The sequence below is a fragment of the Clostridium sp. AF17-21AC genome (assembly GCF_003461365.1).
GTDB lineage: Bacteria > Bacillota > Clostridia > Lachnospirales > Lachnospiraceae > Coprococcus > Coprococcus ammoniilyticus.
In genome coordinates this window covers 612,755-638,633 of the sequence record NZ_QTWY01000001.1, presented here as the reverse complement: position 1 = coordinate 638,633, position 25,879 = coordinate 612,755, and the positions used below count along the sequence as shown (strand labels likewise).

At 42.5% G+C, this 25,879-nt stretch carries 22 protein-coding genes and 2 pseudogenes; 5 read left to right on the top strand and 19 right to left on the bottom strand.

What is annotated here, in order from left to right; genetic code table 11:
- Positions 1–184: 184 nt before the first annotated feature.
- Complete coding sequence (locus DWW85_RS02835) at positions 185–1,894, bottom strand: trypsin-like peptidase domain-containing protein (RefSeq protein ID WP_242995995.1); 1,710 nt, start codon at positions 1,892–1,894, stop codon at positions 185–187.
- A 279-nt stretch (positions 1,895–2,173) separates the two neighbouring features.
- Here DWW85_RS02835 and DWW85_RS02830 point away from each other — a divergent pair, with 279 nt between their 5' ends.
- Genes DWW85_RS02830 through DWW85_RS02815 form a run of 4 tightly spaced genes read left to right on the top strand, consistent with a single transcriptional unit; the run spans position 2,174 to position 5,282 of the window.
- Entirely contained in the window at positions 2,174–2,446 is a 273-nt protein-coding gene (locus tag DWW85_RS02830; RefSeq protein ID WP_021943110.1) for a hypothetical protein, read from the top strand.
- A 1-nt stretch (position 2,447) separates the two neighbouring features.
- Positions 2,448–3,086 (top strand): ATP-binding cassette domain-containing protein, encoded by a 639-nt coding sequence (locus DWW85_RS02825; RefSeq protein ID WP_117807431.1) that lies wholly within the window; start codon positions 2,448–2,450, stop codon positions 3,084–3,086.
- A gap of 24 nt (positions 3,087–3,110) precedes the next feature.
- A complete protein-coding gene (locus DWW85_RS02820) occupies positions 3,111–4,229 on the top strand; it encodes an ABC transporter permease (protein WP_117807430.1) in 1,119 nt (372 codons plus the stop codon).
- Between the two features lie 21 nt (positions 4,230–4,250).
- Positions 4,251–5,282, top strand: a complete 1,032-nt coding sequence (locus DWW85_RS02815) for an ABC transporter permease (RefSeq protein WP_181986483.1) — start codon at positions 4,251–4,253, stop codon at positions 5,280–5,282.
- A gap of 98 nt (positions 5,283–5,380) precedes the next feature.
- On the opposite strand, the gene DWW85_RS02810 is transcribed toward DWW85_RS02815, so the two are convergent.
- The 14 genes and pseudogenes from DWW85_RS02810 to DWW85_RS02750 form a co-directional block, all read right to left on the bottom strand.
- A complete protein-coding gene (locus DWW85_RS02810; protein ID WP_117807428.1) occupies positions 5,381–6,001 on the bottom strand; it encodes a YigZ family protein in 621 nt (206 codons plus the stop codon).
- 12 nt (positions 6,002–6,013) lie between these two features.
- The gene (gene nrdR, locus DWW85_RS02805) at positions 6,014–6,481 is read right to left on the bottom strand and encodes a transcriptional regulator NrdR (RefSeq protein ID WP_021943105.1); all 468 of its coding nucleotides are present in this window, start codon (positions 6,479–6,481) and stop codon (positions 6,014–6,016) included.
- Positions 6,482–6,537: 56 nt separating this feature from the next.
- Positions 6,538–6,786 carry a YlmC/YmxH family sporulation protein gene (locus DWW85_RS02800; protein ID WP_117785395.1) on the bottom strand — a complete coding sequence of 83 codons (249 nt, stop codon included), beginning with the start codon at positions 6,784–6,786 and terminating at the stop codon, positions 6,538–6,540.
- Positions 6,787–6,926: 140 nt separating this feature from the next.
- Entirely contained in the window at positions 6,927–7,718 is a 792-nt protein-coding gene (locus tag DWW85_RS02795; RefSeq protein WP_173783569.1) for an RnfABCDGE type electron transport complex subunit B, read from the bottom strand.
- A 12-nt stretch (positions 7,719–7,730) separates the two neighbouring features.
- A complete protein-coding gene (locus DWW85_RS02790) occupies positions 7,731–8,306 on the bottom strand; it encodes an RnfABCDGE type electron transport complex subunit A (RefSeq protein WP_117785396.1) in 576 nt (191 codons plus the stop codon).
- A 728-nt stretch (positions 8,307–9,034) separates the two neighbouring features.
- A pseudogene (locus tag DWW85_RS12860) lies at positions 9,035–9,691 on the bottom strand (electron transport complex subunit E); the annotation flags it as partial.
- Positions 9,691–10,302, bottom strand: coding sequence for an RnfABCDGE type electron transport complex subunit G (locus DWW85_RS12855; RefSeq protein ID WP_242995999.1), 612 nt, complete (start codon positions 10,300–10,302; stop codon positions 9,691–9,693). The pseudogene DWW85_RS12860 and the gene DWW85_RS12855, both read right to left, overlap by 1 nt.
- A gap of 42 nt (positions 10,303–10,344) precedes the next feature.
- A pseudogene (locus DWW85_RS12850) lies at positions 10,345–11,280 on the bottom strand (RnfABCDGE type electron transport complex subunit D); the annotation flags it as partial.
- 11 nt (positions 11,281–11,291) lie between these two features.
- Positions 11,292–12,617, bottom strand: a complete 1,326-nt coding sequence (gene rsxC / locus DWW85_RS02775) for an electron transport complex subunit RsxC (RefSeq protein ID WP_117785399.1) — start codon at positions 12,615–12,617, stop codon at positions 11,292–11,294.
- 96 nt (positions 12,618–12,713) lie between these two features.
- The gene (locus DWW85_RS02770; RefSeq protein ID WP_117807425.1) at positions 12,714–13,280 is read right to left on the bottom strand and encodes a Gx transporter family protein; all 567 of its coding nucleotides are present in this window, start codon (positions 13,278–13,280) and stop codon (positions 12,714–12,716) included.
- Positions 13,281–13,325: 45 nt separating this feature from the next.
- Entirely contained in the window at positions 13,326–13,691 is a 366-nt protein-coding gene (locus tag DWW85_RS02765) for a NusG domain II-containing protein (protein WP_117807424.1), read from the bottom strand.
- Complete coding sequence (locus DWW85_RS02760) at positions 13,688–14,788, bottom strand: FAD:protein FMN transferase (RefSeq protein ID WP_117807423.1); 1,101 nt, start codon at positions 14,786–14,788, stop codon at positions 13,688–13,690. Before DWW85_RS02760 ends, DWW85_RS02765 begins: the two co-directional genes overlap by 4 nt.
- Positions 14,789–14,949: 161 nt before the next feature.
- A complete protein-coding gene (locus tag DWW85_RS02755) occupies positions 14,950–15,588 on the bottom strand; it encodes a hypothetical protein (protein ID WP_117807422.1) in 639 nt (212 codons plus the stop codon).
- Between the two features lie 78 nt (positions 15,589–15,666).
- Entirely contained in the window at positions 15,667–17,454 is a 1,788-nt protein-coding gene (locus tag DWW85_RS02750) for a hypothetical protein (RefSeq protein ID WP_117807421.1), read from the bottom strand.
- Positions 17,455–17,690: 236 nt separating this feature from the next.
- Between DWW85_RS02750 and DWW85_RS02745 the strand changes: the two genes are divergently transcribed.
- A complete protein-coding gene (locus tag DWW85_RS02745; RefSeq protein WP_117807420.1) occupies positions 17,691–19,622 on the top strand; it encodes an ABC-F family ATP-binding cassette domain-containing protein in 1,932 nt (643 codons plus the stop codon).
- A gap of 88 nt (positions 19,623–19,710) precedes the next feature.
- Here the strand turns inward: DWW85_RS02745 and DWW85_RS02740 are convergent, their stop codons facing one another.
- Genes DWW85_RS02740 through DWW85_RS02725 form a run of 4 tightly spaced genes read right to left on the bottom strand, consistent with a single transcriptional unit; the run spans position 19,711 to position 25,863 of the window.
- On the bottom strand, positions 19,711–22,059 hold the full coding sequence (locus tag DWW85_RS02740; RefSeq protein WP_117807419.1) for a hypothetical protein: 2,349 nt from the start codon (positions 22,057–22,059) through the stop codon (positions 19,711–19,713).
- Complete coding sequence (metA, locus tag DWW85_RS02735; protein ID WP_117807418.1) at positions 22,043–22,987, bottom strand: homoserine O-succinyltransferase; 945 nt, start codon at positions 22,985–22,987, stop codon at positions 22,043–22,045. Before metA ends, DWW85_RS02740 begins: the two co-directional genes overlap by 17 nt.
- Before the next feature lie 51 nt (positions 22,988–23,038).
- Positions 23,039–25,000: an NAD-dependent DNA ligase LigA gene (gene ligA / locus DWW85_RS02730; RefSeq protein WP_117807417.1), complete on the bottom strand. Its 1,962-nt coding sequence runs from the start codon at positions 24,998–25,000 to the stop codon at positions 23,039–23,041.
- Positions 24,970–25,863, bottom strand: coding sequence for a pseudouridine synthase (locus DWW85_RS02725; protein WP_021944426.1), 894 nt, complete (start codon positions 25,861–25,863; stop codon positions 24,970–24,972). The genes ligA and DWW85_RS02725 overlap by 31 nt, the downstream gene beginning before the upstream one ends.
- Positions 25,864–25,879: the final 16 nt, after the last annotated feature.

Below are 25,879 nucleotides of genomic sequence, written 5' to 3'. Positions count from 1 at the left end.
TTCGTACCGCGAACAGTTGATATAATACTAAATCAGACGTCAGATGTCAACACTTTTTTGACATTTTTTGCATTTTTTTATTATGCCTGAAAAAAGCCCCAAATATGACTGTTATACTTATATATATAACTGTCCATATTCAAGGCTTCCGTCTGATATTCTCTATCTGTATATATTAAAACTTCTAGTTATTCTGTGTCAGATCTTCTGTCTTTGCTTCCAGAGTTGCTTTTACAGTTTTCTTAACATATTCGCCTTTTTCATTTCTGTAGAATTCGATCTCGATCTCATCGCCAACCTTTCCACTTGCTATTTGGCTTTGAAGATCTGTACTGTCTGAAATATCATTTCCATCAATACCTACAATGATATCACCTGTAAGAAGTCCGCATTTCTCTGCCGGAGATCCTTCACTTACCGAATATACATATACTCCTTCCGGCATATTCAGTCCTTCTGCATATTCAGATGTGATATTTTTAACGGTTACACCAAGATAGGTTGATCCTGATTTGGTTGTACTCTTGCCTGCAAGAATATCGTTGATGATATCCTGTATATCGGATATAGGAAGTGCGTAGCCCATTCCTTCTACTGTGCTGTCTACATATTTCGCTGTGTTCATACCGATCAGTTCGCCCTTCATATTTACAAGAGCACCGCCACTGTTACCAGGGTTGATAGCTGCATCAGTCTGAAGAACCTTTACAGTTCCGTCATCTACACTGACTTCACGGTCAAGAGCACTGATATATCCTACTGTTACCGACTGTCCATATCCAAGTGCGTTACCAATAGCGATACATGGATCTCCGACTCTTAAGTTCTCGGATGAACCGATCGTGATCTCTTTGATCTGACTTAATGTGTCGTCCTTGATCTTCTTTAACGGAACGGTTACAACCGCTACATCATTTGATTCGTCATAGCCTTTTACTTCTGCACCGGCTGATTCACCATCTATAAATCCTGCTGATAATTCTTTTGCATTCTTTACTACATGATAGTTCGTCAGGATATAAAGGTTTGTTTCATCTTTTCCGATTATGATACCTGAGCCTGCTCCTGACTGCTCCTGCTCATAGGTATCAAACCAGTACTGATATGTTGTTACATATGTTCCTGTTATGGATACAATGGATGGCATTACAGTTGCACTTACATCTGCTACACTGTCGTCACCGGTGCTTCCGGAGGCATTTGCATCGAGCAAAGCGGAGCTTGTAGTTGTATCTGATCCGATCTGAACCGTCTGATTTTCTTTCTTTAAGAACTTATCGCTGCCATACCGGACACCCTGGAAGACACAGCCTGCAACCAGTCCGAAGACAACTGCCGCAGCTATAGTCGTTGCTACCTTCTTTCCTGTACTTCTTCCACCGTTTGTTTTCTTCATTTCTTTCTTAGCTTTTTTATCTGCTTTCTTCTTTGCTGAGCGTACCATCTTTTCCGATTTTTTCTTTTCCTTCTCAGCAGCTTTCTGCATCGCTTTATTAACATTTTCGGAATAACCTGTCACATTCTGCGTGGAAGCACCTGAACCCTGTGCTGTATTTCCTGAAGGATTCGTGTAAGCTGATGTATAGCCGGTCTGGCTGTTATATCCTGCATGCTGATTACTGGAGTAAAATGCACCGCCAAAATACATATTCTGTCCCGGTGTTCCATGATACATACTACTCTGTGCATTCTGCCGGTTATATGCATTTGCGTTCTGTTCTGCACCAGTCTGTCCATATACGTTGCTGCTTCCATAGTTCTGTCCATAGGAGCTATTCTCATTCTGCATATTCATCTGTTCCGTCGTCTGTTCGGAAGCTGTCTGTGTCTGTTCCTGTGTTTGGCTTTCTGAGTCGAACTGACGATCCTGTTCTTCTCTAAAATTCTCATCCATAATCAATCATCCTTTCTTTCTATGTAACAGCAGCTTTCTTTTGTTTACTGCTCTCTTTCTTATTTACAGGTTATACTATAATCTGTAATTGTGTAAGAAGTGTGTTTTCCATGTAGAAGAAATGTGTTTTTCGTGTATAAAAATTTTGAACAACTTACATTTATTTATGCTTGACTTCATATGGAAATTGAAATACAGTTTTTTATGACAGATTACAGAATGATTTTTGTGGTATGCAATATTTTTACATATATTATATAGAAATTGAGGTTTTAACTTATGTTCCGAGTATGGGGTAAAATAATGAAGGATAACCGGCTGATAAAGGATACGGTTGTCTGTATAGATGATGCGTCTTTGACACGAACAAAAAAGGTATACAAAGCATTAGAGGAAATGTGCTATGAATTTGATCTTGCAAAACCGATCTGGCTGAAGAAAAATCAAAATGATTTTATTCTCCACGCAAGAACACGTTTCAATCATGATAATTTCGTGGAAGCGATTGAATTCGACTATCTGGATTTTCAGGTTATTGAAGAGGATTATTAATATGTTTACTGTAAATGATATTGGAAAAAATTATAAAAAGAAAATGGTACTAAATCATATCTCCCTGCAAGTTGCACCCGGTGAATGTATCGGGCTTCTGGGAATCAACGGTTCCGGAAAATCAACGCTGCTTGGTATTCTGTCCGGCGGACTCCGACAGGATCATGGCACTTATTCTTTTGACGAACCGGATAATACGGTCAGTTTTCTTCCACAGGAAAATCCACTGATTCCGGAGCTGTCCGGTCTGGATAATCTGAAGCTCTGGTACTCCGGCAGATCTGCCGAGCTAAACAGCACCTACAGCCTCTCTATCTTAAAAAAACTCGGTGTAGATGCTTTTCTTCATCAGAAGGTAAGTACAATGTCCGGTGGTATGAAGAAACGTCTGAGCCTTGCTATCTGTATGCTGGAGCGACCGGATCTTTTATTACTGGATGAACCACTTGCTGCGTTAGATCTTCTCTGTAAAAAAGGAATTCTGGACTATCTGAAGGAATATACCGGTAATGGAGGCAGCATTATCGTTGCAACACATGAAGAAGATGCGCTCTCCATCTGTAATCGCATCTATATATTAAAGGATGGTTTACTACAGGAAGCAAATGGTGCAGATTACGCAGCCATGCTTCGTGCCTGATTCAGATTGGATGTGAATGTTCTTATGTTTTTTCGATTATTTCTAACAGACCTTAAAAGAATAAAGCAGCGGTTTCTTCCGCTTGTCCTGATCACTCTCATTCTGGCGGTCGGACTCTCTGTCGTCGTTCTGCTGTCGAACCGGTTATTATATAATGAGCAGACCATCGAACCGGTCAATGTCGGGCTGGTTGCCGATGCATCTTCTCCTTATGCCAAGATGGCATATTCTATGGTAAGTGAAATGGACAGCTACCGGGCTACCTGCCATTTCATCGAGATAGCTTCCGAAGATCACGGCAGACAGATGCTTGCAAACGACCAGATCAAGGCGCTGATCATCATTCCTGATAATATCATCAACAGCATTATATACGGAGAAGACAATCCGATCACGGTCATTTATAAACAGGATGGTACTTTAGAGACATACACCCTAAATGAGGTATTCAAATCCACCTCATCAATGCTTGCTACTGCACAGGCTGCAACTACGATCATTTATCAGGGAGCATATCAAATGGGGCTCCCGGATACTGCACTGGATCAAATTGCAACGGATGCCGATAATCTCTACATGGATTATGTTTTATCCAGAACAGAGCTTTATATCAGAGAAGACTTACAGCTTACCGGAGCTTATACCCCTTATCAGTATTATATAGTATCCGGGCTGCTGCTTCTGCTGTTCTTCAGCGGAATCGTCTTTTTATCTTTTATAAAAGGGAATTCTGATACATTACGTCTTCGTCTGAAGCTTCACGGAATCACCGGAGCGCATATTATAATCAGTCAGTATCTGACACTTACGATCACATTATTTATGATCTATACGATACTGTTCTTTAGCTGTATGACCGGAGGCACGATCGGTCATTTTGCCCCTTTGCAGTTTCATATATCGGGATTCTTTGCCGGAATACCCGCGATCCTGTTTATCGGATTCGTTATCCTGCTGATCGGGTATCTGCCAACCGGATATTCCGGGGCATGCCTGCTGTTATTTTTGACAGCTTTCTTACTGGCTTATATCGGAGGCGGTATTGTTCCGGTCAGACTTCTGCCTGACTTCATCCAGAATTTTGCTGAACATACCCCGTATTATCAACTGTTAAACCACTTATGTAATGGCTTTTACCATTAATCGATGAAAGGACAACTGCTTATGCTGTTACGTCAATACAGAATCCTGTTAAAACGGACTTCAAAAAAATTCATCAATCTTCTTCTGCTGCTGATCATTCCGTTCACGGCATTCTATATAAAAAATCTGCCGGTGGAAGAAAAAAGTACGGTATTCATCTGTGGATATTATATGGAAGAATCAAACAGTTACCTGACACAGGTGGAGCAGGAGCTCTCCGGACATCAGGACTGTTTTACTTTCGAGAAATGCGGTTCTATGGAGGAATTAAAGGATCAAGTTGCATCCGGGCGGTATGACTGTGGATTTGCGTTTGACAATGGGTTTTCTGACGCATTTATACACGATATCAAGAACTGCCACATCCGCTTATACACTTCCCCATCTTCGATGTTCCAGTCAATTTTTTCCGAAACATTATTTGACCGGCTGTTGGATGCTTTCTCGCCGGCTATTGTCGTCAACTATCTGGCATCGAATTCTGCCACAAAAGACTTTTATCGAAGTTCTTTCCAGTCATATCTGGAAGATCAATACAGAAATTATATGAACAGTGATTCTGTCTTCCGGTTATCTGTCAATAATACAGGAGCCTACCACGGAACAACCGACCGCATAGATCTGTTCCCGGTTCATGAATTTACCGGTTTTCTTCTGTTCTTATCTTCTCTGGTCGGTTTGCTGGTCTATTTGAAGGATCAGGATGACCACATCTATGACAGAGTATCCAAACGGAAAAGACTGCGTTTCTGTCTGACCGGTATTCTTGCTAATATAACACCGGTATGGCTGATCAGTGTGGTTACGCTCTACTTATATGAGCAGCCGGAAGCCATCTTGCCATTTCTGTTAAAGATGTCCGGATATGTACTGCTGTGTCTGCTATTCGCTTTTATCTGTCTGCTCATCTTCCGACATTATAAGCCGTTTGTATCGGCTCTGCCAGTTCTTGTAATCTGCACTTTGATCTTCTCGCCGATCTTCCTGCATCTGGAGGATTATGTGCCGATCCTGCGGTATCTGTCCTACCTTTTTCCGCCGACCTTTTTTTAGGGAAAACAAAAATAAGCTTGCCTGTAACGCTATATGACGCTACAGACAAGCTTATCTTTTATTATTATAAAATAATTTGCGTAAAGAGCGAGTCCCATCTATACGAATTTCTCGCCTTTTTCGTCGATGACAGCGCGGGCTGCTGTTGCTTCTGTAATCTTCTTTTCGATCATAGATACATCGGAGACAGGGACTGCTGTATGGAAGGTTACGTCTGCGGCGTATTCTGTATTCTCTATGCTGATCTCATTTGTTGATAAGAGATACTGTACTTTGCCGAAATCATTATAGGAGCAGGTGATATCCATAAGCTTCATGCGCTGCATCTGGTGAATGCCGGCATCTGCAAGGGCAAGCTTAGCGGCTTCTGTGTATGCCCGGACAAGCCCTCCTGTTCCAAGCAGAGTACCACCGAAATATCTTGTAACCACAATACAAATATCTGTTACCTGATTTCCTGATATCACTTCTAATATCGGTTTTCCAGCTGTTCCCTGCGGTTCTCCGTCATCTGAAAAACGATAAAGGGTATTCTCTTTTCCGATTGCAAATGCATGGCAATTGTGTCGTGCATCATAATGTTTTTTCTTGACACTTTCTACAAACGCATATGCTTCTTCTTCTGAAGAAACTGGCTGTGCATAACCGATAAATCTGGATTTCTTCTCAACGATCTCATCGATGCCCGGTGTCAGTATTGTGTTATATGAATCTACCATGATTGTTCCCGTCTATTTCTTGTCAGAATTTGCAGATAATAACTTACTCAGCTCATTCATAAATGTATTCACATCTTTGAACTCTCTGTATACAGAAGCAAATCTTACATAAGCTACCTGATCCAGATCCTTGATCTTATCCATAACGATCTCACCGATTGTTGTACTCTCTACTTCTTTTGCCTCCAGATTAAAGATTTCGTTCTCGATATCATCGATACACTTGGATATCTGTTCCGCAGATACCGGTCTTTTATGACAGGATCTTATGATACCGGATTCGATCTTCTTTCTGTCATAAGTCTCTCTGTTCTTATCCTTTTTGATTACGATAAGCGGGATCGTCTCAACCTTTTCATACGTCGTAAAACGTCTGCCACAGGCATCGCACTGTCTTCTTCTTCGAATCGAACAACCGTCATCCGCCGGTCTGGAATCTATAACTCTTGTATCATCAACATAACAAAATGGACATCTCATGTTTTTGCCTCCGTAAATCAGGGAAAATTATTTTATCCCCTCTATTTTCTCTGCTACTAACTTTTACATATTCGGGGTGGAATGTCAACTAAAATAATATCCGGCCCGATCTTTACTACATTACAGAAATCAATGCGATACTCCTCGCAAGATCCAAAGCACCAGAAAATTTTTCCCTGCTCTGGAACAATTATCGCCTCAATTCTTCCGGAGCAGGGATCAAATTCAATATCTGCAACAAAGCCAAGCCGCTGGCAGTCCTTGCAGTTTATTACTTCTTTTTCTTTTAATTCACAAAATCTCATCTATATTCCCTTTTCAACAAAATCCACCTTCCGTATCATAATATGAAGCAGAGAATATATTTAGACATATAAATTATCGGTTTCACCGATCTGCCTATGAATCAGTCACAGCAGTCAGATTCTGAATCCGATCACATTGATCAGCTTATGATCTTGACCGGACACTTTCTGGCACATGCGCCACAATGGGTACATTTATCATAATCAATGTGTGCAAGGTTCTGATCTACCGATACCGCATCAAATTCACAGGATCTGACGCAGAGTGAACAGCCGATACACCCTGCTGAACATACTGCCTTTACTTCTTTTCCTTTTTCCTTTGAATTACATCTGACACGATGAGGAGCATCGTATGGAACCAGCTCGATCAGATGTCTTGGACAGACATCTACACACTTTCCGCACGCTTTACATTTTTCCTCATTTACAACTGCAATGCCATCTATAATATCAATCGCACCGAATTCACAGACTGCCTTGCAGGAACCATATCCTGTACAGCCATATGTACAGCCCTTTGGCCCGTTATTTGGGCTGTTTTGTGCAAGAACACAGGTCTTTGGTCCAACATAGTCATAGACATCCTTTGCCTTCTCACAGTCACCTGCGCATTTGACAAAGGCTACATACTTAGTGCTTGCTGTATTCTCTACGCCGAGTGCTGCACTGATTGCCTCTGCAACGGCTGCACCTCCAACAGGACATGCAGATGGTGGCATCTCACCCTTTGCAATGGCTGCTGCAAGACCATCACAGCCGGGATATCCACATCCACCACAGTTATTTCCGGGAAGAAGTTCCCGCACCATAACTGCCTTTTCATCTACCGGAACTTTAAACTTTTCACCAGCTACACCGAGCAGAATACCAATGATAACACCAACGCCTGCTACAACAGCAACTGCGATCAGAATTGTTGTAATATCCATAACGATCCCTCCTTATATCAATCCGGCAAAGCCAAAGAACGCTATTGCCATCAGACCTGATGTGATCAGAACGATCGGAGTACCCTTAAATGCTTCCGGAATATCACTATATTCCAACTTCTCACGGATACCTGCAAGGATCGTAATTGAGATCGCAAAACCTACTGCTGAACCAAAACCATTTACTATACTCTCAAGGATCGTATATTCATTCTGTACATTTGAAAGTGCGATACCAAGAACTGCACAGTTTGTTGTGATCAGGGGAAGGTATACTCCAAGTGACTCGTATAAAGACTTCATATTCTTCTTTAAGAACATCTCTACAAACTGTACCAGTGCCGCTATTACAAGGATGAACACGATTGTATTCAGATAATCTAATCCCAGCGGGGAAAGGATTCCATAATAAACAATACTCGTTACCGCTGAAGCGATCGTCATTACAAATATAACTGCCCCGCCCATACCGGTTGCTGTGTTTACACTCTTTGATACGCCAAGGAAAGGACACAGTCCGAGGAACTGGCTTAATATTACATTATTTACGAGGGCTGCTCCAACTGCCAATAATAAAATATGCATTATTTTCTACCTCCCCTTTTCTTATTCTTTTTATCTGTCGGTTTCTCATCAAATTCCTGATATTTGTTTACCTGATCTGCACTTGCAACATCTGGTCTTACAAGCTTTGATGTGTCAACCATATCGGATTCTTCCGATACTACTTCCGCTTTCTCTGGCTCTGAAACCGGATTGTCTGTCTCTGAGAGAACAACTGCATGTGGTACTCTATTCAGATTCGCCGGAATATGGATTCTCGGTCTGTCAGACATCTCTTTTGCCACCTGAACCGGAGTCTGCTGCACGGTTGACGCTGGCTTTTCCTGTACCGGCTGCTGCTCTGGTTGTACTGCCTGTGCTACCTGTATTTGTGGCTCCTGTGAAACCGGAGTAGTCGTAGTCTCTGATGAAGCTGCTATCTGTGGCTGCAGTGTACTCTGAGCAACAGCCTGCTGTACGACTGGTGCTGGTTGCTCTGGAACCGGCTGCTGCGCTGATTGTACCGACTGCACTTGTTGTCCGTTTTCCTGCTCTACCGGTTTCTTTGCTATCTTGTCTGGGATCACAACCTTTTTCAGCTGTGGTGCCGGTGCTGTCGGAGTCTGTGCAGCGGATGCCTTGCCGGCATTTGTCTGAACATTAACCTGAGTATCCTGCATAGCAGCCTTTCTTCCTGCACACATGATGTTTGCGCATCCCATACAGGATTCCGGCTTACAGCTTGCAGGGATCTCTTCTCCAATTGCAAGTGCCTTTGCTGCCTTCTTCGCATTTCTCTTATTGATCGTTGCAATAATAAAAGCAAGTACAAAGAATGCTCCCGGTGCAAGTACAAAGATTGTGATCGGCGTATATGCTGCAAGCACATCTCCGATTGCTTTTCCTGCTCCTGATGTCTTCTGAAGAAGGTTACCATCTCCAATGATCTGGAATCCGAATACACAGCCTTTTCCGATCAGTTCACGGAACATACCGATCAAGGTAAGACCGATCGTAAAGCCAAGTCCCATTCCAAGTCCGTCAAAGATTGACGGAAGAACTTTATTCTTCGAAGCGTAACTCTCTGCACGTCCAAGAATAATACAGTTTACTACGATCAGTGGAATATAGATTCCAAGACTGTCATTTAAGGACGGCAGGTATGCCTGCATTAAAAACTGAATAACCGTTACAAAGGAAGCAATGATAACAATATAAGATGGTATTCTGACCTTATCCGGTATCACTTTACGAAGCAGTGAGATAAACGCATTGCTCAACACCAGAATACAGGTTGTAGAAAGTCCCATACCTGCTCCGTTGATCGCTGATGATGTAACCGCAAGTGTCGGACACATACCAAGCATCTGTACGAAGGTTGGATTTTCTTTCACGATACCATTGTATAAACGTTCTGTACATTTACCCATTAGTTTGCTCCTCCTTTCAGATAATCTGCATAGGAAAGTCCCGCATTTACTGCATTCGTGACTGCATTTGTCGTGATCGTCGCACCACTTAATGCATCGATCTCCTCATCCGATGCCGCACCGGATTTTGTATATTTAAACTGTGCTACATTCTTGCCTGAGAACTGTGATTTGAACTCATCAGTATCTGCCTGCATACCAAGACCTGCTGTCTCACTTAATGACAGGAAGGAGATACCATTTGTAGTTCCATCCTCTGCTACACCAAGAGCAAGCTGAAGATCTCCGCCATATGCCTCATGGGATGTAATAACAAATACATAACCAAGTGCATTTCCATCTTTGTCACAGGCAGTTACTGCCTCATCTATATCTGCCTTATAGCCTTTATCCGAAAGCCATGTAGATGCAGTCTCACTGTCGAAGCCATCTACCGTCCGGAAGGCATCCGCATCTGTAAATACTTCCCGGTATGCGTCCTCCTTTGCCTGCTGTTCCGCCTGTTCGATCGGCTTCTTTGTGATCTGCTGTACATATGCAAGCACACCGCCGGCAACAAGTGTAATGACAAGGATTGCTACCGTTGCGATGACAATTGATTTCTTATCCATCTTCTTGCTGTCTGCTGCCGAGCCGCCTTCTTCCTTCTGAAGCTCAGCGCCCTTACCAAATGACTTCGGTTGTGTAAACCGTTCGATCAACGGAACAAGAAGGTTCGAAATAATGATCGCATAGGATACACCTTCTGCCGAGCCGCCATAGATTCGGAACAGGAAGGTCAAAAGTCCAAGGATAATACCAAATACCACTTTTCCCTTCTTTGTAATAGGTGAGGTCACATAGTCGGTCGCCATAAAGAAAGCGCCTAACATCAGACCACCACCACAAAGGTGCGCTGCCAGATATAATGGTTCAAAGCCCATGCCGGATGCAAGGGAGTACAGGAATATAAATACGGAAAATGTTCCAATATAAACCAGTGGAATGATCGGGCTGATCACCTTACGAATAATCAGATATAAACCACCGATCAACAGACAGATCGCAGATGTCTCACCGATCGTACCTGCAATTCTTCCGATAAACATATCTAATACATCTACTGTTCCGCCACTCTTTAAAATCGCAAGCGGGGTCGCTGTTGTAACTCCATCATATGTAAATGTAGTCATCTTTCCCGCAAATGATATTAACAGGAAGCATCTGGCTCCAAGTGCCGGATTCATAAAGTTCTGACCCAGACCGCCAAATAACTGTTTTACTATAATAATGGCAAATGCGCTTCCGAGTATCGCCATCCATACAGGAACCTCCGGCGAAAGGTTAAGTGCCAGAAGCAGTCCTGTTACGACTGCACTGAAATCTTTTACTGTACTGTTTCTGTGCAGGAGCATTTCCACGCCCCATTCAAAAAAAATACAAGATGCTATACAGGTTAAGATCAGCACAAATGCTTTTGTTCCAAAATTATATACACCAAACACACTCGCCGGCAGTAATGCAATGATCACGTCCAGCATCAGGGATGATGTTGTTTTCCGATCTCTGACGTGCGGAGATGCAGAAATACTCAATGTTGTTTCTTCCATGTCTCCACCTCCTACTTCTTCTTACTTGCCAGAATACTCTTTCTGGTTCCGGCTATTGTCTGTGTCAAATGTCTCTTGGCAGGACATACATAAGAACAACAGCCACACTCACAACATTCCATGCCATCATGCTTTAAGAATGCATCTATATTGCCATGTTCTGCATATTTTGCAAGATCTGACGGAATAATTCTTCCCGGACAGACATCCACGCATCTTCCGCAACGGATACATGCAGATGGCTCCCAGTCCTGAACCTCATCATGTGTCATACAAAGAAGTGCTGACAGACCTTTTACTGCCGGAACATCGAGCGAGAACATCGCTTTACCCATCATAGGTCCACCTGCAATGATCTTCTCCGGCAGCTTGCCATCCTTAAAACCGCCTGCCGCTTCTATGATCTCCCGACAGCTTGTACCATTACGGACCAGCAGATTACATGGATTAACGATAGCATCACCTGTAACCGTTACGATTCTGGTGTACAGTGGCTTACCCTCGATCACCGCCTCATAGATGGAAACAATCGTATCTGCATTATGTACGATACAGCCCGCATCTGCAGGAAGCATCTTGGAATTCACATATCTTCCTGTCGTTGCATAAATCAACTGACGTTCCGCACCCTGTGGATATTTTGTCTTTAAAACTTTTACCTCGATCTTATCGTTATCAGCCAGATGCTCTGAGATCTTTGCAATTGCTTCCGGCTTATTGTCTTCAATCGCGATAATTCCCTTTGCCTTATCAAACAGATTTACACAGATCTGAAGTCCAAGGATCAGCTTATCTGTCTCCTCTAACATTCTTCTGTAATCAGAAGTCAGATACGGTTCACACTCCGCACCGTTTACAATGATATATTCGATATCATCTTCATTTCTCGGTGACAGCTTTACGTGAGACGGAAAACCTGCACCGCCCATTCCAACAATACCTGCCTCCTTGATCATATCCTTGATGTCTTCTCTGTAAAGTGTGGAGAGATCTCGCACATTCTCGGAGAAATCAACCGTCTCAAATAAACCGTCATTTTCTATTACGATTGAATTTACTTTATTACCGCCACTTGTCATCCTCGGTTCGATCATTTTTACCGTTCCTGAGATTGAAGAATGGATATTTGCCGAAACAAATCCTCCCGCCTCTGCAATCTTCTGTCCTACCAGTACACGGTCGCCACGCTTTACGATCGGAACAGCCGGTGCACCTATATGCTGACTGAGCGGATAAACACACTCTCCCTTTGGAAGATATTCTCTGACAGGCTTGTCTTTTGTTAGATCTTTGCCTTCATATGGATGAATACCACCCGAAAAAGTTAATAAACCCATCTGCATACCTCTTTCTCTCGTTATTCTTATCAATTCATTCTCTGTTATCGAGAAAAACTAATCATATAATAATACTTCACAGGGTCAAAAACAACCCTAAAACTTGCCAATCTGGCCGCCAACCGCCCGCATGACAAATGCTGCCGCAAGACCGATCAGAACTCCCGTGATCGTTCCAGAGACCAGTAAAACCGGAGCATATATCAGGATATTTTGGTTCTTTATCACCAGATATGCAACGATAAGCTGACCAACATTATGTCCGATACCTCCAAGAATACTCGTTCCCGTTGTTGAAAAAAAACCAATCTTAACAGAGATCCACATAAACAGCATGCTGACTGCTGCTCCGGCAAGACTGTATATCATAACGGTAAAATTGCCAAATAATAAAGACGACAGGAAGATACGGAGCACGGATACCAAAACCGCATCCGCAAGTCCAAGCTTGCACAGCACTACAATAGTTACAATATTGGCAAGTCCGAGCTTGATTCCCGGTACCGCGATATCGATCCGGATAAAGGATTCGATATATGAAAACACCATTGCAACCGCAATAAACATTCCAAGCTGTGCTATCGTTTCTGCGCTGTTATGAGCCTTTTTCTGTATCTTTCTATTTGTAGATTTTTTTTTGGAATTTTTTTGTTTCTTCCCCATCTTTTCTTTCTATATATGCCTTTCCTGCTATACTATGAATAGCCCTTATCGATTATCATATTCTGATTTCTGTCCAACATCACCCTCCACCTGAATCACCAGCTTATGCGGCAGGCAGACGATAGTTTCTCCTGTCTTTGATATCTTCCCCATACGGATGCATACCTGATCCGGACAGTCTGCTTCTGTTACATATGCCATTCCATTCTTTATTTCCAGAATATTCATTCCTTTTGCGGTCTGAATCTCTTTCGTGGTATCTGTATTCAGATCATATCTGCCAATCTCTTTCTGGTCTTCATATATAATAACCTGACTGCCTTTTTTCTGACCCAGCCGGATGACTCCACAGCAGACGATTCCTAAAAGGATCATCACAAATGCCAGAATGATGTCTCTTTTTTTTATCATTTTACTTTATAGTCTCCATTTGTTATCGTGAACTGTTTTCCTGCCTGCTCGGTCATATATATATTCTTATCCTTATCGATCAGGATCACATCTGCGTCAAAGCTTTTTACAAGCTTAAGTGCCCGATCCGCCGGAAGCAGAATACACATCGTTGATAAGGCATCACTTAATGCACCGCTTTCACAGATCACTGTCGCTGATATCGTTCCGGTGTCTGCCGGGTATCCGGTCTTTGGATTTAAGATATGATGATATCTTTTTCCATCCTGAATAAAATACTTCTCATAATCGCCGGATGTTGATATATAGACCGGATGCTTGTCTGACCGGACTTCTACGGTTCCCATCATATCATTTTCATTTCCTCTCGGATCACGAATACCGATCCGGAAACCGGAACCATCCGGCTTTGCGCCGTAACATAAAACGCTGCCGCCGACTGCCACACAAGCGCCTTCCACCTGATTTTCTTCAAGGCTTTCTGCCACCCGGTCACAGGCAATGCCTTTTCCCATCGCACCGAAATCAAGGCTTAAGCCTGTTTCATCAAACAGCACATACCATGTTCCATCCTCTGAAAGCTCATTTACCTGTGTCAGCTCTTTTCCCTGTTCGTCTACGATATGCACTTTCGAATCGTTAACTACCGAACAGGCTTCTTCTATCTTCTGAGTCTCCGGTACTTCTTTCTTCCCATCTTCGATACCCCAGCAGGACGCTAACGGACGGATCGTGAGTGCCAGCAGATCATCTCCTGCCGCGCTTACTTCTTTTTCCTGCAAGACCGCAGATGCCAGGTCATAGCTTATCTCATAAGGCTCTCCTGCCTTATATTCATGATTCACACGGTATACCTCTGCGCCTTCTATCCGCCATGAGATCTGTTCACGCTCCAGTCTGCTTACGCAGTCGATCACTGCATCCGCATCCTGTCTGCCCTGATCCGAATAGACCGATACCGTAACTGCGGTTCCCATGGCAAATCCGGCCGTCGTATACCCTTCCTTTTTCTGATTATCCTTTCCGGTATAAAAGATAAACGCAATTACCAGACCGATACACAATATACCTGATAATAATGCAAGTTTATTCTTCAAAGCATTTATTCCTCCATATAAACAGCCAACACGGGCTTAAACGCACTTTGCAAACTTATTCACAGGAACATCACCCGCGTAAATAAAAAGAGCTGTTGCCAACCACGGTTCCAGCTCTCTTTTTGTCTCTGTCTGCAAAGCTCCTCGCTCCGCAGCTTTTTCTATCCTCTGTAATATTTCAGGATCGCATCTACATCAAAATATCTGCTTCCAAAATCTTTATAAATGGCATTCTTCGTCATCGCATAGACAAATACATCACCCTGACCCTTGATTCCGTCTAAAGCAGATGGCTCGATCGCAACTGCAAACTCATCAAAGTGAAGTGCAAGTGTAAAGCCCTCTGTATAATATGTATTATACAGATTCATCACTGTGAGCTCTGTCTCCGGTGTGATCGTCATATCTGAGATCGTAAGGCTGTTACCTCTTGGAATATTCATATATATCTCAGCTTTCATTTCTTTACCGAAGGAAAGCTTTACGGATACAGGATCTTCTGTCGCACGAATGCTTTTCAGAACCTCTGCTGCTTCGGCCGGTATTGCTCCCGGTGTCTTCGTGCAGTCTACAACTTCACGTCCTGCCATATATTTCTTATCCAGAATGTTGACACATTTTACAATCTTGTTGTCATTTCCCGGATTCGGTAATATGCTTGCAACCTTGTAATAGTCTTCGTTCTCTAAGATCTCCTTGAACAATAAGCTCTTAATATCATAAAACTTTGCCAGCATTACAGGCTTGTAATCCATGTACTTGATCGCTGACCGTATTTCATTTATATCTCTGATTTCCATTTGTATATTGTCTCCACTTCATTCAAATTTGTTCCGCTCAAATCATACATCCATTTTCTGATCTTTGCAACCCGGTTTTTAATGGAATTCCTGACAGACCAGTTCTCGCAGTCGATATCGGAAAGCTTTCTCGTATTCCTCGTCTTCATCGACGCTGTGATTTACCTCCTCAAAACAGGCTTTGCGAATAGCTTCCTGTGTAAATATCGTAGGGCTTTCGTCGTCTCTGCCCCAGTAGAACACTGCACCATCAATACTTTCATTTCCATAGATCTCCTGCATCCGGCTGATGCAGCTCTCATCTCCCAGGAACACATGACAGATACCAGCTAATGATTTACAGAGAACCTCTGCATTGATCGTATATCCGTCAAAATCCTGCGCCCAATCCGGAATCTGCTCCGGCTTATCTACAAGGATCACCGGAAGGCTTCTACCATCATGCGAAAGAAGATTTTTAAGCTGGTCCGCGGATATCGGAACCGCTTCGGTGTCTTCATCCATAAATACACCCGCATCCAGGAATCCGACCTGATTAAATATATCCCGCATAAACTTCGGTCGATTATACCGGCGCTCTCTGGAATAGATATTCTCACAGATATGACGGCAGGTCAGATACAATCCATCGCTTTCTTTTCGGAGTTCTGCAACCACATGCCAGATCATACCGGCTTCTTCATTGCTGATCGTCTGCATATCCATTAGAAAATATTCCTTCTCTGCAACAACCTTTAACTTATACCCCATCACTTCATAAGAAACAGACTCCATTTTTTTTGGCATCTGTCCGAATATCAGGGAGATATGCTGGTACGCCCATTCGTATATGATCTCACTTGCCCGGTCAAATCCGTCATCCCGTATCCGTATCGTCTGGTCAAATACCAGATCCGATACCAGCGGCCGGATCTCCTGCTTGATCTCTTTGTTCAACACCCTGCCGAACTGTTCTCTGTCAAGCTGTGCTGATATGAATTCGTCATTTACCACTTCTTTATTAATGAGGTAGATTACCCTATTCGGCGACAATACCTTCTGATATTTTTTATTCAGCAGAATATTTACAAGCTGCTGCTTGGATACCGCCCAGAACTTCTCTACGACCTCCGGATGTTCATCAAAATATGCACGAACCTCAGGCTTGATCTTATCCTGTGTGATCTTTAACCGGTATTTGCTTCGGATCGCATTTTCCCAGTTTTTCTTGATATACTGATCTCTTGCCAGATTATCGAAGATCTGCACGATTGACCAGTCGCACAGCTCTAGGTTTGCGATGATGCTGTTCATCATGCGGGCATCCTTTTCCTGTCCATCCCACAAACTGCTTCTGTTATCATCAAAGCCTTCATCCATTTTATACTTGTACCGCATCTCATGCTCGATCTCATGCCAGCCCTCAAACAGAACCGTTCTGAGCTGAACCTCAAAGGTCCGGTCAAATGGCTGCTCCCACAACTGATCGGATATGTTGATCAGATATTTGCTTGGGATCTTAAATACACCATTGCACTTCTGGGCTTCAAACCGGTTCTCTTCCCATGCTGTCTTTGACCAATTATCTACCATAAAGGTGTCTTCGAGCAGTGCTTCACTAATCCTGATATCTTCTGTATAAAATAAATTAATACGGATACCGATCAGATCCTGTATCTTCTTATCATCTTTTCCCGTGCCATATTTTCCTGTATCTAACTTACGCTGTAATGACGTCAGTGTCTTTACTCTCGACATACTGTGAAAATAGATTCCGGCATTTCTGAGCTTCGTCATCAACGTCTGTTCCAGCTTCGTTCTTATATCATTCAATTCCTGAATATCTTTGTCACTGATCAGTGCCAGAGACTCATTATTACGTTCCATATAACCACCTGCTTTTCAAATAACTTTCACCCGTAAAAAGCGCACAAAAATACACTGTTATGATACCATTTTATTCCCTTGTCAGTCAATTTTTATGACATAACCTTTTTCTAAATTTTATGTGAAAATATTCCCTTTTTATTAAAATTCTATTTCAATGGATATTGCTTATTTCCTGACACACCGATATAATGTTATGAGATCTGACATGATATAAGAAAATAAGGAGGAATCTTATGATTCTCGATTGTCAAAATATAAGTAAAGCATTCGGAACCAACGTAATTCTCGACAATGTATCCTTTCATCTTGAAGATAAGGAAAAAATGGCGATCGTTGGTATCAATGGTGCAGGCAAAACAACATTATTAAAGATCATTATGCAGGAAGAAGAAGCAGATTCCGGACAGATTGTTTTATCAAAAGACCGTACGATCGGTTACCTTTCCCAGCATCAGGATATTTTCTATGACGATACGGTATACGGCGTGATGGAGGATGCCATGAAGCCTTTGATCGAGCTTCAGGATAAGATCCACAAACTGGAACAGGATATGACAACACTGACTGGCGACGAACTGAAAGCCGCCCTCTCAACCTATAACCGCTATACACATGAATTTGAATATAAAAACGGATATGCCTACGAAAGTGAGATCACCGGAGTATTAAAAGGTCTCGGCTTCTCCAAAGAAGATTTCGACCGTCATACCGATACCTTATCGGGCGGACAAAAAACCCGTCTTTCACTCGGCAGACTTCTTCTTACAAAACCGGATATCATCATCTTGGATGAGCCGACCAACCATCTGGATATGGATTCGATCAGTTGGCTTGAAACCTTTCTAACCGGATATCAGGGAAGTGTGATTCTTGTCTCCCATGACCGTTACTTTCTGGATAAGATCGTAACAAAGGTCGTAGAACTTGATCGTGGACACAGCACCGTATATAACGGAAACTACACCTACTTCTCTCAAAAGCGCGCCGAGATCCGGACAAATATGATGAAAGCCTACTTAAACCAGCAGGCAGATATCAAGCATCAGGAAGAAGTTATCACAAAATTAAAGCAGTTCAATCGTGAAAAATCGATCAAACGGGCAGAAAGCCGTGAAAAAATGTTAGACCGTGTGGAACGTCTGGACAAGCCAACCGAATTAAACAGTGAAATGCGGCTGACGCTGGAACCATCCGTTATCAGCGGTGAAGATGTACTTACGATCGAAGGGCTGTCCAAAGCCTTTGAACAGTATAATCTGTTTTCCGATCTGAATATGGAGATCAAACGTGGTGAGCATGTCGCCCTGATCGGCGGAAACGGAACCGGTAAGACTACGATCTTAAAGATCATCAACAAGCTTGTTCCAAAGGATGACGGAACTGTCATCTTAGGCTCCCGTGTCAAGATCGGTTACTACGATCAGGAGCATCAGGTCCTGAATATGAACAATACGGTATTTGACGAGATCAGCAACGCCTATCCCGACCTGACCAATACCAGGATCCGAAACGTTCTTGCCGCCTTTCTGTTTACCGGAGAGGATGTGTTCAAACGGATCGCAGACTTGAGCGGGGGCGAAAAAGGGCGTGTATCCCTTGCCAAAATGATGCTCTCATCTGCAAACTTCCTGATTCTCGATGAGCCGACCAACCATCTGGATATCACATCCAAGGAGATCCTTGAAGAAGCGATACGGAACTATACCGGAACAGTCCTTTATGTATCCCATGATCGATATTTTATCAATCAGACAGCAACAAGGATCATCGAATTAAAGGATAAGCAGTTAACCAATTATATTGGAAACTATGATTACTACGAAAGCCACAGAGCCCAGCCGGCTTCCACCGGAAAGCAGGCATTTGCACCAGTATCTGATACTGTCTCTCAGGAAAAACAGGCAGAATCCCAGGCAAAGCTCTCTTGGAAGGAAAACAAAGCCGAACAGGCAAGACTTCGAAAAAAAGCAAATGATCTGAAAAAGCTGGAAGACAAGATCGAACAGCTTGAAAACCGTCTGGCTGAAATTGATGAAGAATTTCTGGTTCCTGAAAATGCAACAAATGTTGCACTGTTAAATGATCTGACAAAAGAACGAAATTCTGTAGAAGAAGAATTGAACACGATGTATGAACAGTGGGAAGAATTATCTTCTGAGGAATAAACATCTAAAAAAGCATTAGATACGGACAATTTGCTGTTGTAAGTTACATACAACCATGCAATATCCGCATTCTAATGCTTTTGTATTATCAGTCGATCACATTTATGATCTTTCTTCCATATGTATATGTATTGCCGGATGCCGGAATACAATAAGTACTGTTACTGATATAGACCTGACTACTGCTTCCCATTCCACCGTGAATACACCAGTAAGTTCCATCATTATCATAATAAGCGCCCCAGTCCTTGACACAGGCTTCCGCCAACTGTTTGGAAACACCCATCCGGATCAGATATTTCTTAACCGCTGCCGCATTTTTAAACTTACCAAGAAACAGGGAAACATGGCTTGCCTCTGTCTCTCCGTTTTTATAATATACGATCACGTCTCCCGGAGTTAATGCATCATATGAGAAATCTACAATATCTGAATTCAACTGAATCGAATCCTGTTTCATCCAGCTTTTCCCATCTGACAGAACAACTTTTCCGGTCACAGTTCCGGCACCGCCCCATTCCGTTCCGGTATACATCCGATCTAACAGGATACCGCCTTTTTCCGGACTTGTATACTGAACCGCAAGTTTCTGCGATGGATCATCTCCACCAGCAAGTGCAAATGCCTGATCGACAAATACATTGCAATATATATTTGTCTTACCCAGATATGCCAGGATCACGCGCTTCATCCATGCATCCGTATCCCAGTAAACAGAACCTTCCAGTCGTCTGCTATATGCACGTCCATATTTATCAAAGTCATATAGATATCCATCCACGGACTGACTTCCAGATACACTCTGTCCCTGTTCATTCATCAGGTAATATACCGTCTTGCCATTGATCTGGACAGTAACAATCCCCGGAACGATCTGATCCAGCTTCTGTCCTTCTCTGTATATGGAATATTTTCCGGTCTTGTCATAATATATGTATTTTGATACTTTTCCGGAAGCATCCGTATAGACTGCAGTTTTTTTGTCAATGGTCTGCCAGCCCTCTTCTGCCTTTATCACGCCATCTTCCGGTATATAATAATAATCCGAATGAATATTTAATAATTTATCTGTTACCTGCTGCCATCCGGAACTTCCTGCATCATAGATCCATACTGTGTTCCTGTATTTGCTCTTTGAATAGCTGGCATTAAAATACCGGTACAGACTTGTTCCATTTTTATCATAGTAAAAGGTTTTTCCTTTATTATATGGCGCCCACATACTGGAAACTTTCTTCCATCTGACTCCATTTGCCTGATACAGCACATATCCGTTTCCGGACTGTTTTCGTTTATAGAGCACTTCTCCCTTTCGGATATAATACATGGTCGTATCATTTGAGCTGTACCATCTGGTTGATGTATAATGTCTTCCATTTTTAAAATATACAAATGAGCCATCGATCTTATAAATGCCATCTGTTACAAAATTCCATTTGTTTTTACTGTAGATCTTATACATTCCGATCCGCTCGCTGTCCTTATATCCATCCAGATAATAGGTCTTTGTATTACGTGCATTTGCATTAAAATACATCATGGCATTTTTTACATTTACCCATGTATCTCTTACTGCTTTGCCATCTTCGCCAAAATAATAGCCATAACGATCAACCTTTTTATAATAGTTCCGACGGCTTACACCATCCCGCAGATAATAATATTCTCCGCCGGCCTGTTTCATTCCCTGTGCCAGTGCACCCGCTGCATCAAACCAGTACACTGTGCCTTTAACGCTGATGTAACGATCCGTTACACGCTGTTTCTTGCCATTTGTAAATGAATAACAGGCATCTCCTGAAAAGCGGAATATTGTCTTTCCATCCTTTACATATACCTGTGATCTTCCATATGGATACCAGCCGGTTTCATCCACCCGCTTTCCTTTCCGGAAGAAATAATACGTTCCTGCTACCTTCTTGATTCCTTTTACCGGTGTTCCGTCAATGTAATATATATCCTTTGAAAAACCGGTTGTCAGAATGGAATAATCGTCACTATAGTAAAAGCATTTTTCAAGAGCTGTGTTTCCGGTTTTATTTTTTGAAAACCGAAGCACGGTCTTTGTCGTTGCCGGCTTAAATTTCAATGACATCTTGCCTGTATAAGAGCTGGTATCATAGGAACCATTAAACTCACTTTTCTTAGTTACTACAACCGCCCACAGCTTCTCATCATAGCTTACAAGTGCATATTTCAGTCCGGTGCTCTCATCTACACCCATACCTTTATAGTAATCTGACTTTACTGCATAATCATATTGGAAGGAACCGTCACTGGCATTTGAAAATGTATGTGTGTTCTCGTCCTGTGATAATGCCTGTTTCTTTACTGATTCCGCAGCCTGCACATTTCCGGTATTTTTCCCGGCTCCCATAAACAATATCAACAAAGCTGCTATACATAGAAGTATTAATCGTTTATTCTGCTGTTTCATCTTTCTTTTTATCCGCCTTTTCTGTCCATAAATATGGGGTTATCTGGTATACGTAATAATTCAGCCAATTGGCATATAATGTATTAGCATGGCAGCGCCAAGATTTGATCGGTGTCTTGCTTGGATCGTTGTCCGGATAATAATTTACCGGAATATCCGGATTCAGTCCCTTTGCAAGATCACGCTTATATTCTTTATCAAGTGTCAGAATATCATATTCCGGATGTCCGGTTACGAATATATTCTTTCCTTCATCGCCAATGATCAGATAAGGACCTGCCTCATCGGACTCCGCTACGATCTCCAGATGCGGATTTTTTACGATCTCATCTTTATCGACACCTGTATATCTGGAATGCGGTACATAAAAGATATCATCAAACCCACGAACAAGCGGTGTCTTTCTGTGGAAGGTATGATGCATATAGATTCCTGATAATTTCTTATCCAGCTCATGCTTCTGCACCCCATACCGATAATACAGACCTGCCTGTGCGCCCCAGCAGATATGGATCGTGGAGGTTACATTTTTCTCCGACCAGTCCATGATTTCTTTTAATTCATCCCAGTATTCTACATCTTCAAATTCCATCTTCTCGATCGGTGCTCCTGTGATAATGAATCCATCCCATTTCCGATCTTTGATGCTGGAAAAATCGGTGTAGAACCGTTCCAGATGGCCTTTTGGTGCATGCTTGGATTCATATGTCATCGTACGGATCAGGGAAATATTCACTTGAAGCGGCGTATTTGACAGACTTCTCATAAGCTGTAATTCTGCATCCTGCTTTAAAGGCATCAGGTTCAATATCAATATATCAAGCGGACGGATATCCTGACGGATGGCTCTGTCTGAACCCATCACAAAGATATTCTCATCCTCCAGTATTTTCTTTACCGGTAAATCATCGTCAACTCTAATTGGCATTTTCTATCAAGTCCTTTCTGTTCCAACTGCCATTTTTCTGTTTCTATATTATCAGGAAAACTGTTCCAGAAACTGCGCTTCTGAAATGATCGGTATTCCCAGACTCTGTGCTTTTTTATTCTTCGAAGATGTGGATGTCTCATCGTTATTGACCAGATATCCGGTCTTTGAAGATACAGAACCTGCTACCTTTCCGCCCCGGTCTTCGATATACTGCTTCATCTCATCCCGGTTTGCAAATTGTACCAGACTTCCGGTTATTACAAAGGTAATACCTGCAAGCGTCTGTGGTACCGTTTCAGTCTCTGCTTCAAACTCTAATTCACGAAGCAACCTATCTATAATAGCACAATTCGACGGATTTTTAAAATATCTTACAATTTCCTCTGCGATCACTGTTCCAATTCCATCAATCTCTGTATATGCTTCTACATCCGCATGCATGATCTGATCCAGGTTATTTTTAAAATGTTTGCAGATCAGCTTCGCTGTTGCATCTCCGACCCCAGGAATTCCAAGGCCATAGACAAAACGGTTCATCGTTGTGTGTCTGGATGTATCAACAGCCTGAATCAGCTTCGCATAAGACTTCTCTCCAAAGCCTTCCAACTCAACGATCTCTTCTTCATGACGATTCAGGTGATAGAGATCATCCAGATGATCCAGATATCCCTGTTCAATAAATTTGTCTATCGTGGCTTCTGATAGGCCGTCAATATTCATAGCATTTCTGGATACAAAATGAGCAAATGATTTTAACTTCTTTGCAGGGCAGAATTCATTGGTACAATAAAGGGTCTCTACCTGATCTACACCCTCTCCCTCCGTCACGATCTTTGTCAGACCACCACAAGCAGGACAGGATTCCGGAATCGGTACATTTCCACTTCTGGTATGATTTTCGGCAATCTGCGGAATGATCATATTTGCCTTATAGACCGAGATCTCATCTCCGATCCCAAGCTGCAACGACCGAAGGATACTGACATTATGGATACTTGCACGGCTGACTGTTGTTCCTTCAAGGGACACCGGATCAAATACAGCAACCGGATTGATAAGTCCCGTTCTGGAAGGGCTCCACTCCACATACTGCAGATGGGTCACTGCCTGTTCATCCGCCCATTTGAATGCCATACTGTCTCTTGGGAACTTCGCTGTTCTACCGAGGCTCTTTCCATATGCAAGATCTTCTAACACCAGTACCAGACCATCCGAAGGAAAATCGTTCTGCTCAATCTGTTCTGCAAACTTTGCTACACACTCCGGCAGCTTATCAGCATCGATCAAATAATGCTCTACGACATCAAAGCCCTGATGCTCCAGCCAGTCTAATTCATAAGAAAAGGAATTCTTAAAGTCCACATCTTCTCCATCCACCAGATTAAAGGCAAAGAAATGTACGTTTCTCTCTTTTGTAATGCGGTTATTCAACTGTCTGACAGAGCCGCTGCATAAGTTTCTCGGGTTTTTATATTTTGCATCTGCATCTGCGATCTGCTCATTTATCTTCTCAAAATCTGAATACTTGATAACTGCCTCTCCACGGATCGTCAGCTTACCCTTATATGGAATCTCTTTCGGAATATTTGCAAATACTCTTGCGTTGTTCGTTATAACCTCGCCCTCTAAGCCATTTCCTCTGGTTACTGCTTTTACAAGCGTGCCATTCTCATAGGTAAGGACAACGGTAAGACCATCTAACTTCCATGAGATCACACCCTGATGTTTGCCAAGCCATGCTGCCAGTGCTTCCACACTCTTGGTCTTATCCAGAGAAAGCATTGGATGCTCATGAGCCTCTTTCGGAAGCTCACTTACAATCTCATATCCGACATGAACCGTCGGACTGTTCGACATTACAATTCCTGTCTCTTTTTCAAGTTCTACCAGTTCATCATACAAGGCATCATATTCCAGATTGCTCATGATCTCGGTATCTTCCTGATAATATTTCTTTGATGCCTCATTCAGTTTTTCAACTAATTCTTTGATTCTGTCTCTCTTTTCCAACTGACATACCTCTTATTTCCAACAACATTCTGTTCATTTTTATTATCCGGCTGTGCTTCTTCCCGCTTTGTTTTCACTTCTTCTTTTCGTTCCACTAAACGTCTGAGTTCTGTTTCTTCTTCCTTTGTCAAATGGCGGTACTCACCCGGTCTCAGATTCCCCAGACGAATATTGATCACTCGAAGCCGTTTCAGATTTACGACCTTATATCCAAAATATTCGCACATTCGTCGGATCTGGCGATTCAGCCCCTGTGTAATTATGATCTTAAAGGAATAATTATCGATCTTATACAGACGACATTTTTTTGTCACCGTATCAAGAATCGGAACACCTGCCGCCATCTGTGTTAAAAATTCGTCCGTGATCGGCTTATTCACACGGACACGATATTCCTTCTCATGATTATTGACTGACTTCTGGATACTGTTTGACAGGTCTCCATCGTTTGTCAAAAGCAGTAATCCCTGTGAATCCTTATCTAATCTTCCTACATACTGCAATCGGATCGGATACTTAATATGATCAAAGATGTTATCCGGATCATCATGACTTGCCGTGCAGGTCAGTCCCAGTGGTTTATTGTATGCAAGAATAACTGTCTCTTCACGCTTTCTTACAGGCTTTCCATCGACCATTACCCTGTCATTTGCCTCTATCTTCTGTCCCATTTCCGCAGGCTTCCCATTTATTGTGATCCTGCCTTTTAATATATATTCATCTGCCGCACGTCTGGAACAAATGCCAGCTTCGCTCAGATATTTATTAATTCGAATGCCTTCTGCCATATCATGACCCTTCCTGTTCTGTCTCTCTGCTGCGACTGTTTTGCCGCTCTTTTTATCTGTTTTCTTTATAACCATATCTTTTTAATCATAC

Bases quoted from the DNA above. Each gene is read 5' to 3' on its own strand.
- DWW85_RS02835 (WP_242995995.1), bottom strand. From the start codon at position 1,894: ATGGATGAGAATTTTAGAGAAGAACAGGATCGTCAGTTCGACTCAGAA.
- DWW85_RS02830 (WP_021943110.1), top strand. From the start codon at position 2,174: ATGTTCCGAGTATGGGGTAAAATAATGAAGGATAACCGGCTGATAAAG.
- DWW85_RS02825 (WP_117807431.1), top strand. From the start codon at position 2,448: ATGTTTACTGTAAATGATATTGGAAAAAATTATAAAAAGAAAATGGTA.
- DWW85_RS02820 (WP_117807430.1), top strand. From the start codon at position 3,111: ATGTTTTTTCGATTATTTCTAACAGACCTTAAAAGAATAAAGCAGCGG.
- DWW85_RS02815 (WP_181986483.1), top strand. From the start codon at position 4,251: ATGCTGTTACGTCAATACAGAATCCTGTTAAAACGGACTTCAAAAAAA.
- DWW85_RS02810 (WP_117807428.1), bottom strand. From the start codon at position 6,001: ATGGTAGATTCATATAACACAATACTGACACCGGGCATCGATGAGATC.
- nrdR (WP_021943105.1), bottom strand. From the start codon at position 6,481: ATGAGATGTCCATTTTGTTATGTTGATGATACAAGAGTTATAGATTCC.
- DWW85_RS02800 (WP_117785395.1), bottom strand. From the start codon at position 6,786: ATGAGATTTTGTGAATTAAAAGAAAAAGAAGTAATAAACTGCAAGGAC.
- DWW85_RS02795 (WP_173783569.1), bottom strand. From the start codon at position 7,718: ATGGATATTACAACAATTCTGATCGCAGTTGCTGTTGTAGCAGGCGTT.
- DWW85_RS12855 (WP_242995999.1), bottom strand. From the start codon at position 10,302: ATGGATAAGAAATCAATTGTCATCGCAACGGTAGCAATCCTTGTCATT.
- rsxC (WP_117785399.1), bottom strand. From the start codon at position 12,617: ATGGGTTTATTAACTTTTTCGGGTGGTATTCATCCATATGAAGGCAAA.
- DWW85_RS02770 (WP_117807425.1), bottom strand. From the start codon at position 13,280: ATGGGGAAGAAACAAAAAAATTCCAAAAAAAAATCTACAAATAGAAAG.
- DWW85_RS02765 (WP_117807424.1), bottom strand. From the start codon at position 13,691: ATGATAAAAAAAAGAGACATCATTCTGGCATTTGTGATGATCCTTTTA.
- DWW85_RS02755 (WP_117807422.1), bottom strand. From the start codon at position 15,588: ATGGAAATCAGAGATATAAATGAAATACGGTCAGCGATCAAGTACATG.
- DWW85_RS02750 (WP_117807421.1), bottom strand. From the start codon at position 17,454: ATGGAACGTAATAATGAGTCTCTGGCACTGATCAGTGACAAAGATATT.
- DWW85_RS02745 (WP_117807420.1), top strand. From the start codon at position 17,691: ATGATTCTCGATTGTCAAAATATAAGTAAAGCATTCGGAACCAACGTA.
- DWW85_RS02740 (WP_117807419.1), bottom strand. From the start codon at position 22,059: ATGAAACAGCAGAATAAACGATTAATACTTCTATGTATAGCAGCTTTG.
- metA (WP_117807418.1), bottom strand. From the start codon at position 22,987: ATGCCAATTAGAGTTGACGATGATTTACCGGTAAAGAAAATACTGGAG.
- DWW85_RS02725 (WP_021944426.1), bottom strand. From the start codon at position 25,863: ATGGTTATAAAGAAAACAGATAAAAAGAGCGGCAAAACAGTCGCAGCA.